At 61.9% G+C, this 16617-nt stretch carries 10 protein-coding genes, 2 tRNA genes and 2 rRNA genes; 1 reads left to right on the top strand and 13 read right to left on the bottom strand.

What is annotated here, in order from left to right; genetic code table 11:
* Positions 1–75: 75 nt before the first annotated feature.
* The 11 genes from RO07_RS05560 to RO07_RS05510 all read right to left on the bottom strand — a co-directional run bounded on the left by RO07_RS05560 (position 76) and on the right by RO07_RS05510 (position 13875).
* Positions 76–2953: ribosomal RNA gene (locus RO07_RS05560) — 23S ribosomal RNA — on the bottom strand.
* 332 nt (positions 2954–3285) lie between these two features.
* Positions 3286–3361: transfer RNA gene (locus RO07_RS05555), tRNA-Ala, on the bottom strand.
* A 50-nt stretch (positions 3362–3411) separates the two neighbouring features.
* Positions 3412–3488 (bottom strand) — tRNA-Ile (locus tag RO07_RS05550).
* Between the two features lie 64 nt (positions 3489–3552).
* A 16S ribosomal RNA gene (locus tag RO07_RS05545) occupies positions 3553–5085 on the bottom strand.
* Together the 16S and 23S rRNA genes with 2 tRNA genes alongside form the textbook arrangement of a ribosomal RNA operon.
* Before the next feature lie 817 nt (positions 5086–5902).
* Complete coding sequence (locus RO07_RS05540; RefSeq protein ID WP_052267042.1) at positions 5903–6499, bottom strand: type III secretion system chaperone family protein; 597 nt, start codon at positions 6497–6499, stop codon at positions 5903–5905.
* Between the two features lie 42 nt (positions 6500–6541).
* The gene (locus RO07_RS05535) at positions 6542–7339 is read right to left on the bottom strand and encodes a hypothetical protein (protein ID WP_237171382.1); all 798 of its coding nucleotides are present in this window, start codon (positions 7337–7339) and stop codon (positions 6542–6544) included.
* A gap of 9 nt (positions 7340–7348) precedes the next feature.
* Positions 7349–9139: a putative porin gene (locus RO07_RS05530; protein WP_237171381.1), complete on the bottom strand. Its 1791-nt coding sequence runs from the start codon at positions 9137–9139 to the stop codon at positions 7349–7351.
* Between the two features lie 62 nt (positions 9140–9201).
* Positions 9202–9918 carry an energy transducer TonB family protein gene (locus RO07_RS05525; protein WP_072636968.1) on the bottom strand — a complete coding sequence of 239 codons (717 nt, stop codon included), beginning with the start codon at positions 9916–9918 and terminating at the stop codon, positions 9202–9204.
* 10 nt (positions 9919–9928) lie between these two features.
* The gene (locus RO07_RS05520) at positions 9929–10339 is read right to left on the bottom strand and encodes an ExbD/TolR family protein (RefSeq protein ID WP_039408772.1); all 411 of its coding nucleotides are present in this window, start codon (positions 10337–10339) and stop codon (positions 9929–9931) included.
* A gap of 12 nt (positions 10340–10351) precedes the next feature.
* On the bottom strand, positions 10352–12124 hold the full coding sequence (locus RO07_RS05515; protein WP_039408769.1) for a DUF2341 domain-containing protein: 1773 nt from the start codon (positions 12122–12124) through the stop codon (positions 10352–10354).
* Positions 12125–12210: 86 nt separating this feature from the next.
* Complete coding sequence (locus tag RO07_RS05510) at positions 12211–13875, bottom strand: ShlB/FhaC/HecB family hemolysin secretion/activation protein (RefSeq protein WP_237171380.1); 1665 nt, start codon at positions 13873–13875, stop codon at positions 12211–12213.
* A 273-nt stretch (positions 13876–14148) separates the two neighbouring features.
* Here RO07_RS05510 and RO07_RS05505 point away from each other — a divergent pair, with 273 nt between their 5' ends.
* Positions 14149–14577: a hypothetical protein gene (locus RO07_RS05505; RefSeq protein WP_072636967.1), complete on the top strand. Its 429-nt coding sequence runs from the start codon at positions 14149–14151 to the stop codon at positions 14575–14577.
* Positions 14578–14759: 182 nt separating this feature from the next.
* On the opposite strand, the gene RO07_RS05500 is transcribed toward RO07_RS05505, so the two are convergent.
* Complete coding sequence (locus tag RO07_RS05500) at positions 14760–15656, bottom strand: peptidylprolyl isomerase (protein ID WP_039408767.1); 897 nt, start codon at positions 15654–15656, stop codon at positions 14760–14762.
* A 149-nt stretch (positions 15657–15805) separates the two neighbouring features.
* The gene (locus tag RO07_RS05495; protein ID WP_052267041.1) at positions 15806–16486 is read right to left on the bottom strand and encodes a response regulator transcription factor; all 681 of its coding nucleotides are present in this window, start codon (positions 16484–16486) and stop codon (positions 15806–15808) included.
* Between the last annotated feature and the right edge of the window lie 131 nt (positions 16487–16617).

Here is a 16617-nt window from a genome sequence, read left to right as displayed (position 1 = left end):
AAGCGTAGTACAACGTATTGGGTTGTGACTGGTATCGGCACAGCGATACTCACACCAGGAAAACACACTGGTTATAGGATCAAGCCTCACGGGCAATTAGTATCAGTTAGCTTAACGCATTACTGCGCTTCCACACCTGACCTATCAACGTCCTGGTCTTGAACGACCCTTAAGGGGAATCGAGTTCCCAGGGAAGTCTCATCTTAAGGCGAGTTTCCCGCTTAGATGCTTTCAGCGGTTATCTCTTCCGAACATAGCTACCCGGCGATGCCACTGGCGTGACAACCGGTACACCAGAGGTTCGTCCACTCCGGTCCTCTCGTACTAGGAGCAGCCCCCTTCAAACTTCCAACGCCCACGGCAGATAGGGACCAAACTGTCTCACGACGTTTTAAACCCAGCTCACGTACCTCTTTAAATGGCGAACAGCCATACCCTTGGGACCGGCTACAGCCCCAGGATGAGATGAGCCGACATCGAGGTGCCAAACACCGCCGTCGATATGAACTCTTGGGCGGTATCAGCCTGTTATCCCCAGAGTACCTTTTATCCGTTGAGCGATGGCCCTTCCATACAGAACCACCGGATCACTATGACCTGCTTTCGCACCTGCTCGACTTGTCAGTCTCGCAGTTAAGCACGCTTTTGCCATTGCACTATCAGCACGATTTCCGACCGTACCTAGCGTACCTTCGTACTCCTCCGTTACACTTTGGGAGGAGACCGCCCCAGTCAAACTGCCTACCATGCACTGTCCCCGATCCGGATCACGGACCTAGGTTAGAACCTCAAACAAGCCAGGGTGGTATTTCAAGGACGGCTCCACAGAAACTAGCGTTCCTGCTTCAAAGCCTCCCACCTATCCTACACAGACCGGTTCAAAGTCCAATGCAAAGCTACAGTAAAGGTTCATGGGGTCTTTCCGTCTAGCCGCGGGTAGATTGCATCATCACAAACACTTCAACTTCGCTGAGTCTCGGGAGGAGACAGTGTGGCCATCGTTACGCCATTCGTGCAGGTCGGAACTTACCCGACAAGGAATTTCGCTACCTTAGGACCGTTATAGTTACGGCCGCCGTTTACCGGGACTTCAATCAAGAGCTTGCACCCCATCATTTAATCTTCCGGCACCGGGCAGGCGTCACACCCTATACGTCCACTTTCGTGTTTGCAGAGTGCTGTGTTTTTATTAAACAGTCGCAGCCACCAGTTTATTGCAACCCCTTCACCCTTCTGGCGCAGGCCAGTCAAGCTACAAGGGCGTACCTTATCCCGAAGTTACGGTACCAATTTGCCGAGTTCCTTCTCCCGAGTTCTCTCAAGCGCCTTAGAATACTCATCTCGCCCACCTGTGTCGGTTTGCGGTACGGTCTCGTATGACTGAAGCTTAGAGGCTTTTCTTGGAACCACTTCCAATTGCTTCGCGAACTAGTTCGCTCGCCCCACAGCCTTGAATTACGCGCCCGGATTTGCCTAAGCGCCTTCTCCACTGCAGGGACCGGGACTTCCAACACCCGGACAACCTTCCGCGATCCGTCCCCCCATCGCATCATACGACGGTGCAGGAATATTAACCTGCTTCCCATCAGCTACGCATCTCTGCCTCGCCTTAGGGGCCGACTCACCCTACGCCGATGAACGTTGCGTAGGAAACCTTGGGCTTACGGCGAGGGGGCCTTTCACCCCCTTTATCGCTACTCATGTCAGCATTCGCACTTCTGATACCTCCAGCAACCTTTACAAGTCACCTTCACAGGCTTACAGAACGCTCTCCTACCATGCGAGCAAGCTCGCATCCGCAGCTTCGGTATATTGCTTAGCCCCGTTACATCTTCCGCGCAGGACGACTCGATCAGTGAGCTATTACGCTTTCTTTAAAGGGTGGCTGCTTCTAAGCCAACCTCCTGACTGTTTTAGCCTTCCCACTTCGTTTCCCACTTAGCAATATTTAGGGACCTTAGCTGGCGGTCTGGGTTGTTTCCCTCTTGACACCGGACGTTAGCACCCGATGTCTGTCTCCCGTGATTGCACTCTTCGGTATTCGGAGTTTGCTATGGCGAGGTAATCCGCAATGGACCCCTCAACCATGACAGTGCTCTACCCCCGAAGGTGATACACGAGGCACTACCTAAATAGTTTTCGGAGAGAACCAGCTATTTCCAAGTTTGTTTAGCCTTTCACCCCTATCCACAGCTCATCCCCTAACTTTTCAACGTTAGTGGGTTCGGTCCTCCAGTACGTGTTACCGCACCTTCAACCTGGCCATGGATAGATCACTTGGTTTCGGGTCTACACCCAGCGACTGAACGCCCTATTCGGACTCGCTTTCGCTACGCCTTCCCTATTCGGTTAAGCTCGCCACTGAATGTAAGTCGCTGACCCATTATACAAAAGGTACGCCGTCACCCCTTACGAGGCTCCGACTGTTTGTATGCATGCGGTTTCAGGATCTATTTCACTCCCCTCCCGGGGTTCTTTTCGCCTTTCCCTCACGGTACTGGTTCACTATCGGTCGATTACGAGTATTTAGCCTTGGAGGATGGTCCCCCCATCTTCAGACAGGATTTCACGTGTCCCGCCCTACTTTTCTCAAGCTTAGTTCCACACCAGGGTTTTCTCATACGGGGCTATCACCCACTATGGCCGGACTTTCCATTCCGTTCTGATAACACCGGTGCTAAATCTTGAAGGCTGGTCCCATTTCGCTCGCCACTACTTTGGGAATCTCGGTTGATTTCTTTTCCTGCAGCTACTTAGATGTTTCAGTTCGCCGCGTTCGCTTCGCTAGACCTATGGATTCAGTCTAGGATGACCCAAAGGGCCGGGTTTCCCCATTCGGACATTTGTGGATCAATGCTTATTTGCCAGCTCCCCACAACTTTTCGCAGGCTATCGCGTCCTTCGTCGCCTGTAATCGCCAAGGCATCCACCACATGCACTTATTCGCTTGACCCTATAACGAGAATGTCTCCCCGTTACAGGTTGAGTTTTCGCGTGTCGGTCCACGTTAGTGCTTTAGCACTTACGTGGAGCCCACACATCGCGTGTGTGCCGTATTCCAAGTCATCTTTCGATCACTTAAATACTGGTTGATACAATCACAACCCGTACAATTTCCACGCGCCATCTCTAACGCGCTTCCGTTGTACTTCTTCTTCCAAATTGTTAAAGAACAAATACTGCATGACATGACTGTCATTCAAAAGCATTCACATTCAGGGATTTACTTCAGAAGTACCACTGAGATAACTTGCTTTTGACTGACATCGATGCGATCCAAGATTTTGGTGGAGGATGACGGGATCGAACCGACGACCCCCTGCTTGCAAAGCAGGTGCTCTCCCAGCTGAGCTAATCCCCCAATCAAGCCGATTACCACTACTCGACTTGGTCAGGCGGTGGTGTAAAGCTTGGTGGGTCTGGAAGGACTTGAACCTTCGACCCCCGCCTTATCAAGACGGTGCTCTAACCACCTGAGCTACAGACCCGACTTAGATCTACGCAGTCAACAACCGATAAGCGTGAACACTCAACTTCCAGTGCATGCTCTAGAAAGGAGGTGATCCAGCCGCAGGTTCCCCTACGGCTACCTTGTTACGACTTCACCCCAGTCATGAATCCTGCCGTGGTAAGCGCCCTCCTTGCGGTTAGGCTACCTACTTCTGGCAAAACCCACTCCCATGGTGTGACGGGCGGTGTGTACAAGACCCGGGAACGTATTCACCGCGACATGCTGATCCGCGATTACTAGCGATTCCAGCTTCACGCAGTCGAGTTGCAGACTGCGATCCGGACTACGATCGGTTTTCTGGGGTTAGCTCCACCTCGCGGTTTGGCAGCCCTCTGTACCGACCATTGTATGACGTGTGAAGCCCTACCCATAAGGGCCATGAGGACTTGACGTCATCCCCACCTTCCTCCGGTTTGTCACCGGCAGTCTCCTTAGAGTGCTCTTGCGTAGCAACTAAGGACAAGGGTTGCGCTCGTTGCGGGACTTAACCCAACATCTCACGACACGAGCTGACGACAGCCATGCAGCACCTGTGTTACGGCTCTCTTTCGAGCACTCCCACCTCTCAGCAGGATTCCGTACATGTCAAGGGTAGGTAAGGTTTTTCGCGTTGCATCGAATTAATCCACATCATCCACCGCTTGTGCGGGTCCCCGTCAATTCCTTTGAGTTTTAATCTTGCGACCGTACTCCCCAGGCGGTCAACTTCACGCGTTAGCTACGTTACTAAGGAAATGAATCCCCAACAACTAGTTGACATCGTTTAGGGCGTGGACTACCAGGGTATCTAATCCTGTTTGCTCCCCACGCTTTCGTGCATGAGCGTCAGTATTGGCCCAGGGGGCTGCCTTCGCCATCGGTATTCCTCCACATCTCTACGCATTTCACTGCTACACGTGGAATTCTACCCCCCTCTGCCATACTCTAGCCTTGCAGTCACGAATGCAGTTCCCAGGTTAAGCCCGGGGATTTCACATCCGTCTTACAAAACCGCCTGCGCACGCTTTACGCCCAGTAATTCCGATTAACGCTCGCACCCTACGTATTACCGCGGCTGCTGGCACGTAGTTAGCCGGTGCTTATTCTTCCGGTACCGTCATCCCCCCGAGGTATTAACCCAGAGGTTTTCTTTCCGGACAAAAGTGCTTTACAACCCGAAGGCCTTCTTCACACACGCGGCATTGCTGGATCAGGCTTGCGCCCATTGTCCAAAATTCCCCACTGCTGCCTCCCGTAGGAGTCTGGGCCGTGTCTCAGTCCCAGTGTGGCTGGTCGTCCTCTCAGACCAGCTACAGATCGTCGCCTTGGTAGGCTTTTACCCCACCAACTAGCTAATCTGACATCGGCCGCTCTTGTAGCGCGAGGCCCGAAGGTCCCCCGCTTTCCTCCTCAGAGCGTATGCGGTATTAATCCGGCTTTCGCCGAGCTATCCCCCACTACAAGGTACGTTCCGATGTATTACTCACCCGTTCGCCACTCGCCACCAGGTGCAAGCACCCGTGCTGCCGTTCGACTTGCATGTGTAAGGCATGCCGCCAGCGTTCAATCTGAGCCAGGATCAAACTCTTCAGTTCAAACCTGTTACTGTTTTCGGTTTTCGCGATAAATCGCTAGAACCGGTCGCTCTCAAAGTATGCTGACAAGTTAATTGCTTAACTTACCTTTTACTATGTGAGCCTCAATAAATTTAAAGCCAATCTGCCGAAGCAGACGCACCATTCATCGAGTGCCCACACTTATCGGTTGTTCAATTTTTAAAGATCAATCGCAGTCACTTTGCGAGTCGCCAACTTACCGCGCCATCGCTTCGTTTTCTGCGTCGCTGCATCAGCAGCAGAGAAGTGAGATTATGTCGCACATCCTCGTCGTCGTCAACAGTTTTTTTCGCGCTTTCCGTTCGTCGCCCTAGCCACTCACTCGCTCAAAATCCTGTAACCACCGGGCTTTTCAGCCCACTCACCTCGACCGCCCCACCGCTTGCGCTGCGCCGCCGTCGTTGCGAGAGACGAGATATTAGTCACCTTCATCCAACTGCGCAACCCCTTTGTGAAACAATTTTGAAGACGACGAAAAGATCGTCGCTCGTCTCCATCGTCCTAACGGGACAGGGGGGGAGCAGCGGGGATGGCAACGCGAGCGGTCACCAAAGAAGAAAAAGGTGCGTGGTGGGCCACGGCCTACCAAACATATCACCGCATCGCCCTAACAAAAAACGCCCGCGGCGCACTTGCCTGAGCAGGTACACGGCGGGCTAACCGGCCTGCGGCCGGCGCGATGTGGACCTACGGGGGAGGTCCGAAGAAACTCGATGGCGCGCCCGGGGGAGCGCGCCACGTGCCTACGCGTTCAATAGCCTCGACTCTCCTGACGCAAATGGTTGCTGCGCGAGCGTCAGTTGAGCGTCTTCGGTGCTTGCCGCTCGTCGGCGAGGACGTTCGGATCGGCCGCAGCGACCGAGGTGTCGGCACCCACCGCGGTGGCGTCGCCCTGCCCGGCGGCCTGCTGCGTGAAGTTGCGCAGATGGAGGAAGAATTGCCCCATCATCTCGACCCACAAGCGCAACGAGAAGCGCAGGAACTCCGACGACACGCCACCGGCTACGAAGACATCCATTTCCAGCACCAGGAATTCGCCGTGGGCCGCGACGCGAGCGAAGCGGCGCGAGCGATGCCATTCGTTGATGAGGCCGTCGGGCAACTCACCGCCCTGCACGCGCAGCGGGCAGCTCAACGTGAAATCCAGATACTGGTCCACACCAGTCTGGTTGCCCCAGTGCACCTGGTAGCCAATGCCGTGGCTCGCGCTGTGCAAACGCGTGACGAGATCGTCCTGCTGCACGGACACCGCGCAGCCGGCGGCACGAATGGCGTCGGCGACCTGCTCCGACGTGACAAACGTCACGACCTTGGCCGGCACGGTGCCGGCGGCTGACGCGCTGGCGAGCGCGGCGTCCTCGTTGTCGTGTTGCGTCGTGTTCTCTTGGTTCATGCCAGTCATCCTCGAACTTACGGTTACTGAATTGCTGCGTGATTATTGGGTCGCGGCCGGCGCGGACGCCGACGCAGGTGCCGATGCGGCACCGGGCTCCACAGCGGCCGACCTGTTGGCGATGGCCGCCGCAGCCTGCTGCTCGTCGAACTTGCCCTCATAGAGCTTGTCGCCATACTGCTGTGCGATCTGCTCATACTTCACGCGGGCTTGCGAGGCGAACGGCTGACGTGCCGCCACGATCGTCGCCACGTCCATCGTCTCGTACGCCGTCAGGATTTCCTGGCCGACGGCGTACAGGCGATCGTTCTTCTCCTTGCACATCGCGAGCGCCACACGCTGGGCCGCCGTCTCGTCGGCCAGATGCTTGCGCTGCGCATCGGCCTGACGGGCGAGCTTGAGCAGTTCGTCGTAGGCGTTGCGGTACTGCGCGATCTGCGTGTTGGCCTTGTCCGCCATCGCCTTGACTTCCGACTGCGACGAGCGAGCGTCCTGCGCCAGACGCTCGCGCGACTGACGTTCGGCCGCGAGCTGTTGCCTGGCTTCTTCGAGTTGCTTGCGCAGCGCGTCAGGCGAATCCTTGCCCGGCGCGGCGGCCGCGGTACCGCCGGCCTTGAGCGCGGCCAGTTCGTTCTTAGCCTGTTGCAGTTGCTCCGTCGTCTGACGCAACTGGGCGCGCAAGCGTTCTTCCATGCTCGGCGTGCCCTGCGGCGACTGCGCCGAGGCGGCCGCGCAGACGGCGAACATCGCCGCCGCGGCCAGACTTTGCGCCAGTCGCGATACGTTCGGCAGGTGCATCGGGTGCGATCGGTTCGATGCGCGCGGGGGCTGTTGGCTCATGACACCTCCTTAGAAACGCGCGTTGACTTCGATCTGCAGCGTGTCGATCGACTGCGGCGCGCCATAGACTTCCTTCGTCGACAACCAGCGGCCCGTGATCCAGGCGTTCTTGTCGAAGGCGTACGAGCCGCCGAAGTAGTAGCCCTTCGCATTCGTGCCGCCGCCGTGGAACGTCGAATCGTTGTAGGCGTCGGGCACCGCATCCGGTTCGATGCGCTTGTAGCCGAACAGGATGTTCCAGTCGCCGCGCGACGCCATGATCGGCTTGCCGAAGGTCGCCTGGAACATGTAAGCGTTCGGGCCGCTCTTGAAGTTCTCGCGCGTCGCCGCGCCCGAGCCGAAGTTGTTCACGATGCCGCCGTTCGAACGCGCCCACATCTCGCCTTCGTTGTAGGCCAGGTTGCGGATGTAGTTCACGTCCAGACGCAGGGGGTAGCGGCCGGCGAGCATCGTGTCCCAGCGCGCGGACAGATCGAGCAACTGGAACTTCGACGCGTAGCCGACATACTGCGGCTGCGACGTATTGGCCGGGTCGATCGGGTTGAGCGCGATGTTACGCAGCAGCATGAGCGTGTTGCCCTTCTGCATGAACGCCGGGCGCGACCAGTCGCTGTCGCAGCTCGTCTGGCCGGCGTAGAGCGCGCACGGCGACGAAAGCCGACCGGTGATGTTGCGGAAGTCGAAGTACCCGAGCGTGCCGCGGAACGAGTTCTTCGAGTCGAGCTTCCAGTTCGCCCCGAACTGCCCGCCAAGCAGCCACTTGGTCTGGCTCGACATCTTGCTCTGGCTGTTCGACGGCGAGTTGTCGCCCGAGTATTCCAGCGGAATGAAGCCGAGCGAACCGAACAGTTCCACGTTCGGCGCCTGCGGCAGCGTCTTGTTGAACTGTGCCGCAATGCCGTCGAGGTTCAGGTCGTTGGAAAACAGCATGTCGCTCGTGACGTACGGCGGTGCAAAGCGCCCGCCCGTGAACTTCACCCAGCTGAACGGCTGGTACGACATCCACATCTGGTCGAGCCAGACGTTCTTCTTGTTCAGACCGCCGCCGAGCGTGGTGTTGGTCGACACGGGGCTGTCGTCGTTGCTGCTGGCCAAACGCACGCCGGCTTTGACCTGCTCGGACACGTCGGCAAAGATGCCGAAACGGGCGCGCGCACGGAACTGGTTCGTACGGTTCTGGTTGGTGTTGAGCAGCGGCGGCAGCGCCAGACTCGTGTTCGTGTTGACGTCGAAGCCGTTGCCGCGGTTGATCTGCCCCCAGTCGATCTGCGTGTTCGCGTTGCTGCTCGAGTAGAAGCGCGACTCGTTGCGCAGGCGGAAGTCGCCTTCGATGTGAATGCGCTTGGTCCACTCCGGCATTTCGTTCGGCGCGGCCCAGCCTTCCGACTTGGCCTGCGCCATCACTTCGTTCTTGACCTCGTCGCGAATCTGATCGCGCGTGGTCTGTGAGATGTACGGGATGCGCACCTCGCCCGGCTCGGCGGCAAAACCGGCGGCGCCCGCTGCCGCGGCTGCCGGTGCCGCCGCCTGCTTCTGTGCCGCCTGCGACGCCGCGTAGGCTTCGGTCTCGGCCTGCGCCAGCAGCGCCTCACCGGTCGCCTTGTCGATGGCCCCGCTCTTGATCAGGCCGCGAATGAGCTTGACCATCGCGGTCTCTTTCGGGGCGGGCTGTGCCTGCGCGTGGGCGAGACCCGCCGTGCCCATAAGCGCGAGCGCCAGGGCGACGGCGCCCGCCGTCCCCGCCATGCGAGGGGCGCGCCGCTGAGCCAGCGCGCCGGTCATACGTTCCAGTGCTTTCATTTTGTGTGTGACTTTTGCGTAAATAGGGAATCCGGCGTCGGCCGTGTGCGTCTTGTCGTGTGTCATGGCCTGCGCCCCCGGATGCTCATCGACAGCGGATAGCGCAGCGATGCGGGCGGTTTCTCTTCCGCGCGGAAGTCGCGCAACATGGCGAGCACCGCTTCGTCGATGCTCGGATTGCCCGTGCCCCGAACCAGTTGAGCGCGCGTGGTGCGTCCGTCGGCATCGAGCCAGAGGTCGACACGAACGTCGTCGAACGCCAGCGTGCGGGTACGTTGATCGCGGCCGAACGCCTGCTGCAACGAACTCGCCAGCCAGGCGCTGTAAGAGCGGCTGCCCAGTCCGCCGCCACCACCGGTCATGCCGCCGCCGCGGCCGGCGCCGATGCCGAATGCGTCGGTGCCCGCCTGAGCGTCGCCGTTGATGGTCACGGCGTCGCCGAGATCCTTCGTCGGGCTGGGCGGCGAGTCGTCCTTGGGCGGCTCGACCGGGTCGGCCGGTTTCGGCTCGACCACTTCAGGCTTGACCTTCTCGGGTTGCGGCTCCGGCGGCGTTTCCTGCGGCGGAGGCGGTGGCGGGGGTGGCGGCAGCATGAGCATCGGCGGGGCGTTCACCTCGCGACGCGTGCTGGCCTTGTCCGTGAGCAGATGCCAGAAGAGCGCGATCAGCCCGAGCACCACGATGCCGCCGACGATCAGCCCGCCGCGGCGGCGCAGCAGCCCGATCGCGGGGCTGACCGTTCTGGCCGCCGGGCGAGACGCGAAATCGCGAGGTTTCACGCTGCGCTCCTCACTGCGGCTTGCCGGTCACGAGGCCGACCTGGTTCAGATCGATCCGGCGCAACAGGTCGAGCACTTCCACGACCTTGGCGTACTGCACCTGCGCGTCGCCGCGCACGATCACCGGAAAATCGGGCGTGACCGCCTTTTCCGTGCGCAGGCGATCCTCGAGCTCGGTGAGGCTCACCGGATAGGCGTCGAGGAATACCTGGCCCGCGTTGTCCACGGTGATCGCCTTGGTCTTCGGCTTTTCCAACGCCACCGAAGCGCTGGCCTTCGGCAGGTCGACCTTGATGCCGGGAATGCTGGCGTTGCTCGTGAGGATGAAGATCACCAGCACCACCAGCAGCACGTCGACGAACGGCGTGATGTTGATGCCGCCCGCGCGCTTCTTCGCCGCGAATCGGGTTGCGTTAGCCATGGTTCGTCCCCGTCACGCGCGCTGCAGCACGGGCTGACGGCGGCCTTCGCCCTGCTCTTCCGCAAGGCGGGTCGTGAACTCGTCGACGAACACCGCCATGTCGGCCGCGATGGCGTCCGAGCGCGAGACCAGCCAGTTGTAGCCGAACAGGGCCGGAATGGCCACGCCCAGACCGGCTGCCGTACACAGCAGTGCGGCGGCCATGCCCGGTGCCACCGAATTGATGTCCACCGCCCCGGCCATCGCGGCCACGACGAACACCAGCATGATCCCGATCACGGTGCCGAACAGCCCCACGTACGGTGCGCCTTCGATCGACGTCGACAGCCAGTTCATGCGACGGCTCATGCTTTCGACTTCGCGCACCATCGCACCGTCCATCGACGCGCGAATGGCGCTGATGGTCGCGTCGGAGACGGCACTGGTGTCGTAGCCGAGCTCGTGGCGGCGATGCAGTTCGTCGAGCGCAACCTCGTACAGGCGCCACAGCGGCGACTGGTCGCGCACCCCTTCAGGCACGCGATTCGTGCGCGCGATCTGATCGAGCGGCGCGCCCGACGCCTCGCGAAAATGCTCCATGAACACCGCGTTGGCCTGAGCCTTGGCGCTATAGCTGCGGCTCTTGGTGATCATGATGACCCACGACACCAGCGCCATCAGACCGAGCACGCAGACCACCACCCAGGCGTCGACCGGCATGGCGGCAAGGATGAACGCGAAGTGGCTCTTGCCGGCCTGCTGCTCGTCCGGACCGAAGGCAATCAGGCGCGACTCGGCGCCCTGCGAGACGGCATCCGTCTGGAGCAGCGCGGCGCTGCGCGCCACCTTCGACAGACGCACTTCGTCCACGGCGCCCGAGAAGTGGGCAAAGCCACCGGCCACGCCGTCGGCGTCGCCGCCGATGATCGACGGCGAGTTCAGCGCGGGCAGTGCGGCGGCCAGCGTGCTGGCGGCGTACCCCCCAACGAACAGCGTGATCGATTTGCCGTCGGAGGTCACCGCCAGGTGCGACCATTGACCGGCCTGAATCGGCTGGCCCGGCTGGCTGCGCTGTGTGCCCACCTGTACGAACGGCACGCCCTGGTCGATACCGATCGCCAGAGCGCTGCCGCCGTCGCGGCGCACGTAGACCGCTTCATTCGCGCCGAGCTTCTCCGGACGCACCCATGCCGAGAACGTGAAGTTGCCGCCGGCTGCGATGGCCAGCGACGGCGAGGCGGGCAGCACGATCGGCGAAGCGCCGGCCTGCGCACCGCGGCCGATGATCGCGCCGTCGAGCGTGACCACGGCGTTCTGGCTGTTGTTGCCGTAGGCCGTGGTGTCGCGGGCGGGAGCGTTCGGCTCGCCGAAGTGATAGACGGCGGTGTAGTCCGGATCGAACACGCGTTGGCCGCTGCCGGCGGCAGGCGCCTTGCGGTTGCCGTAGTACATCCAGATCTGCTGCTTGTTGGCGGCGGTGACGGCCGGCACGTCGACCCACACGAGGGCGATGCCGAGCACCGGATCGAACTGTTCGATCTGGTGGTTCAGAACCGTCTTGTCGTCGGCGGCGACGAAGCGCAAGTCGGCGCCGGTCTCGTTCACGCCTTCGAAGCTGAAGTTGCCGGTGTGCAGACGCAGCAGCATCGGCACACGACCGGCGTCGCCGGTGATGTTGCCGCCTTGCGGCCCGGCGTCGATGGTGATGGGTTTGCGGTACGCCCAGTCCGGTTGCCACCAGGCGTGCGCGAGCACCGGCATCAGCGTGCCGATGAGCGCAAGCAGGAATGGAAGAATGCGTCGCATGGCTTTGGTTCTCCGTGTATGCCGCCCGACGCGTTGAATTGGCGCACCAGGCATCAGGTCATGAATGTGTCGTGTTGTCTTGCCGCTCAGTAGGTCGCCGTCACGCTGAAATTCAGGCGCGGTTTGTAGCGCTCGGTGCGCGGACCGTTCGTGAGCGGATAGGCCGCATCGAAGCGTCCCGTCACGTGCGACGTCAGACGCAGCGACGTGCCCACGCCAACCGACGCGAGCGAGAAACGGGAAGTCTGTTCGGGTAACGCGTCGCGCAGCCCCAGGCGTGCGCCGTCGAAGAACGCATAGGCGCGCCAGTTGGAGACCACGGGGCCGAGCAGCGGGATTGGCGGCGTGCGCCACTCGACCGAGCCGACCACGCCGTAGTCGCCGGTCGCTTCGGCCGAGAGGTAGCCGCGCACCGAATTCATGCCGCCGCCGGCGAGCTGTTCGTTCGAGACGAGCGGCGAGTCGGTCATCTGCGTGGCGATGCGCGCGGCGAGCTGCCAGCCGCCACTGAAGGTGTAGGCGCCGTTGGCGTCGGCACGCAGCAGCGTGAAGCTCGGCGACGCCTTGTAGCGCTTGGCGTCGAACTGCGCGGGGCTGCTGCCATAGCCGAACAGGCTCGACGTGCCCGTCACGATCGACGTGTTCAGGCCAAGCTGCCACTGCTCGCTTTGATAGAAGCCGGAGTAGCCGAGCGTGACCGGCGCGTACTTGAGCGGCACCACGTCGCCGGCGGTACCGAAGCGCGTGGTTTCCGTGTTGTCCTTGAAGTCCACGCCGAGGCTGAAGGCGTGGTACCAGTTGCCCGTGTCGGGCACGGTGTAAGTGGTCTTGAAGCCGATCGCGTGGCCCTTGCCGAGCACCGTGGTGCCGCCGGTCGTCGCCACGTTGCTGTCCGACTGATAGCCGTTGAGTTCGAGCGTCCACGGCGACGAGCCGAGCGGCGCCACGTACGACCCCGACCACACCTTGCTCTGCTTGAAGTCCTGCGGCGCGCCGAAGAAGCTCATCGACACGCGGTGGCCGAGTTGCCACAGGTTGTCGTAGCCCAGCGAGGCGAGCATGCGCAGCGGCTTCGTGTCCGCGCTGCGATCGTTGTTCACGCTCAGGCTCGCCCGCCACGGGTTCGTGTCCTCGACCTTGAGATCGACGTCCATCGTGCCCGGCACGGCGCCCTGCTTCACGAGCGGCACCACCTGCTGGTCGCCGGTGCGGTTGAGGGCGGTGAGTTCGGCCTGCGCGGCATTGAAGTCGGGCACCTTGCCTTCGGCCAGCGACGGCACGCGTTCGCGCACTTCACGCGGCGAGTGGTATTCCGAGCCGACCACACGCAGACGACCCAGCTTGGTCTCGCTCACTTTCAGATAGACGATCCCGCCGGTGACCTGCTGCTCCGGCAGATCGACGTACACCGACTGGTAGCCCTTCGCCTGGTAGGCGGCGAGCAGCGCGTCGCGTGCCGCTTCGATGTCGGCGAGCGTGCGGTCCGGGCCGAGATACGGCGTGACGGCCTTTTCGATGGTCCGAACGTCGAGCACGGTATTGCCGCGCACGACGTACTCGTTGATGTTCACCCGCTTGCCCGCCGCCTCGCTCGCCGCGCCGCCGGCCGGCGAGTCCACCGCTGCAGGCTTCGCGGGGGCGTCCGTCCTGGCCTCCTCGGCCATCGCCACGCCGTGAACGGTTCCCCCCAACGTGACGGCGCACACTGCCGCCCAGCGCAGCCACGGCCGGTTCGTTTTCATCAAACGCATATAGAAGACTCTGACTTGTTAGGTCGACGCGGCCCTGCCCGATGCAGTGCCCCCGGTGGCCAGCGAAGTGCCCGTCAACTGGTGGCATCGCCGCGCCGCACGCAATCCGTGTCGACATTTCTCACGAATACGGATACCTAGACGTGGCAGCCCGGGCAGGACTGACGTTTGTCACGAGAAATTCATCTTTCTCGAAAAACGCGCGGACTGACGTATGCTTGTCTGATCGGAGTCCTGATGGACGACCTGATACTTTCGACGGGGAGACTTGCCATGCAAATACACAGCACGCGGGGAGATCGGGGATACGGAAGCGCAAGACACGCCGCGCTCGCCGGCGCCATCGCGCTGGTGCTCGGCACGTTCGCCCACGCGGCCATGGCGGCCGACGCCGCACCGCAAGTCGGCGGCGCGCGTGCGAACGCGTCGCGGGCCGGATGTGTCGACGTCGAAGTGAACGGCCAGCGCTCGCCGTCGTACGACTGTCTGACGAATCAGCTGCAGCCGGCATCCGCCCCACTCGCGGGCGGACGCGCACCGGGCCTGGAATCCGAGGACATCGCGAACCGACCGAGCAACCAGATCGGCGGCCAGTTCAACTGGAGCGCGACGTCTCAGCGAATGGGAAACAACTTCGGGAATTCGGCCACGCCGCAGCGTCCCGCGACGCCACCGCCGGCGCCTCTCATTCCGGGACGCTGATCCGCGGACTGCCTGACTGCCGGATTACCCGACGGCCACGCAGCGCCGTCGGCAACGTCCCGCGCACCGCGCAATGCACGAGGCGGTCGCCGCACCGACCGGGCGGCGACCTGCCAACGCGCGGGAGTCGAAGCGGCTTGGGCTGCCTGATCGACTTGAGCGACTTGAGCGACTCGAGCGGCTTATTGCGTCTTCGTCAGCATCGACGACAGCGCCTTCTCGTCGATGGAAACGGTACCCGAGGCGATGAGCTGATCCAGATACGCCTGTGCGATCTGGCGGGCGCGTTGCTCGCGCAGCGAGGCGCGAATCTGCGGGGCGACCTGCTCGAGCGGGCGCGCGGCCGCGTCGCGGACCTCGATCAACCGAATCACGTGAAAGCCCGTGGCGGTGCGCACCGGCCCGGCGACCTCGCCCGGCTTGAGCGACGCGGCGGCCGACAACACTTGCGGCTGCACCATCGGTTCCGGAACGAAACCCACGTCGCCGCCGCGCTCGGCGCTCGCCTTGTCGTCCGAGGACTTCCTCGCCAGCGTTTCAAAGCTTGCCGGCCTGGCCTGCGCCTGCTTCGCCAGATCGGCAGCGCGCTTGCGGGCGGCCTCCACGACCTTCTCGCCGGCGTCCTGCGGCACGGCGATGTAGATCTGCGCCAGATGCAGCGCGCGCGGCTGCATGAACGCCGGGCGGTTGCGCTCGTAGACGGCAAGCACGTCGGCCTCCGACGGGAAATCGGCCGGCGGCACGCTCATCGACGTGAGGAACGATTGCAGCACGATGTCCTGCTTCGCCTGCTCGATGGCGGCCTGTACCTGCGGTTGCTTGTCCCAGCCCTTCGACTCGGCTTGCGCGAGCGCCGCCTTGCGTGCGAGCAGCGAACGTACGAGCTGATCGCGCGTGGCGCTGTCGGCGCTCAGACGCGCGCGGCTCTCGGGACTGAGCGACTGGAAGAGGCCGGCAGCCTCCGTCGACGTCACCGACACATCACCCGCGCGGGCGACGACCTCGTCCTGCGCGAACGCCACGCCCATGCTCAACATGACGCACACCCCCACTCCGATCTTCAGGAGTTCTCGACACATCGTTTTCACTTTTCCTCCAACACCGCTCGCGGCGGCGATTGCTATCGACATCCGCGCACTATGCCATCCGGTGCTGACAGGTTTGTGTCAATCCGATGTCGTGCTTCGAAAATTCGAAAAAAGGAGGTGGGAGGCAGGCGCGGGACGATTCACGCCACTTCGCGCTTGTTACGGCCGATGCCGCCGTGATAGAGCGCCGGTGACGTCATGCCGAGCTTGTGTGCCATGATGACCAGATCGGCGAACGAGCGCGCTTCCATCTTGCGCATGGCGTTGCCGCGGTGGATCTTGACGGTGACTTCGCTGATGCCGAGTTCGTCGGCAATGTGCTTGTTCATGCGCCCCGCCGCGACGAGCGCCATGACTTCGCGCTCGCGCTGCGAGAGCCGCTGGGCGCGATCGGCAACGCTGGTGTTCGCCTTTTCGCGCGCGATCCGCTGACGGTCGCAGGCGAGCGCCGCCCCGACGGCCGCGAGCAGAACACCGGTCTCGAACGGCCGGGCCAGGAAATCCACCGCGCCGGCTTTCATGCCGCGCACGCTCGTTTGCACGTCGGGTCGATCGGAGATGAAAACCACGGGAATGGGGTCCCGGCGCACCGCCAGGGTCTCCTGCAGCGCCAAGCCGGCGTCGGGCGTACCCGAATCGGCGTCCAGGACGAGGCAGGCCGGACCGGGCGCACGTTCGCCGGCGAGAAAGTCGGCGCCGCAGGCGAAGCCAAGCGCGCGCCATCCCGCCCCCCGGATTTGCCGGCAAAGGGCGTCGTTGTCGGCGGGGTCGCTGTCGACGACGTAGACCGTCGCGGTGTCGCTGTCCGGAAGCCCGTTCATGCAGGTTGGCGGTAAGGTGATCGGTGAGCCGAGTATACGTCAGCCGTGTGGCGTTCGATATGACAAAAAAGCACGAACGTGCGCCGCATTTCTCCCGGCAATTTCGTGCCAGCCCCCGCCAGGCAAGGGTT

It is taken from the genome of Pandoraea pulmonicola, from assembly GCF_000815105.2.
In the GTDB taxonomy this organism is placed as follows: Bacteria; Pseudomonadota; Gammaproteobacteria; order Burkholderiales; family Burkholderiaceae; genus Pandoraea; species Pandoraea pulmonicola.
This window is presented reverse-complemented; position numbering and strand designations above follow the sequence as displayed.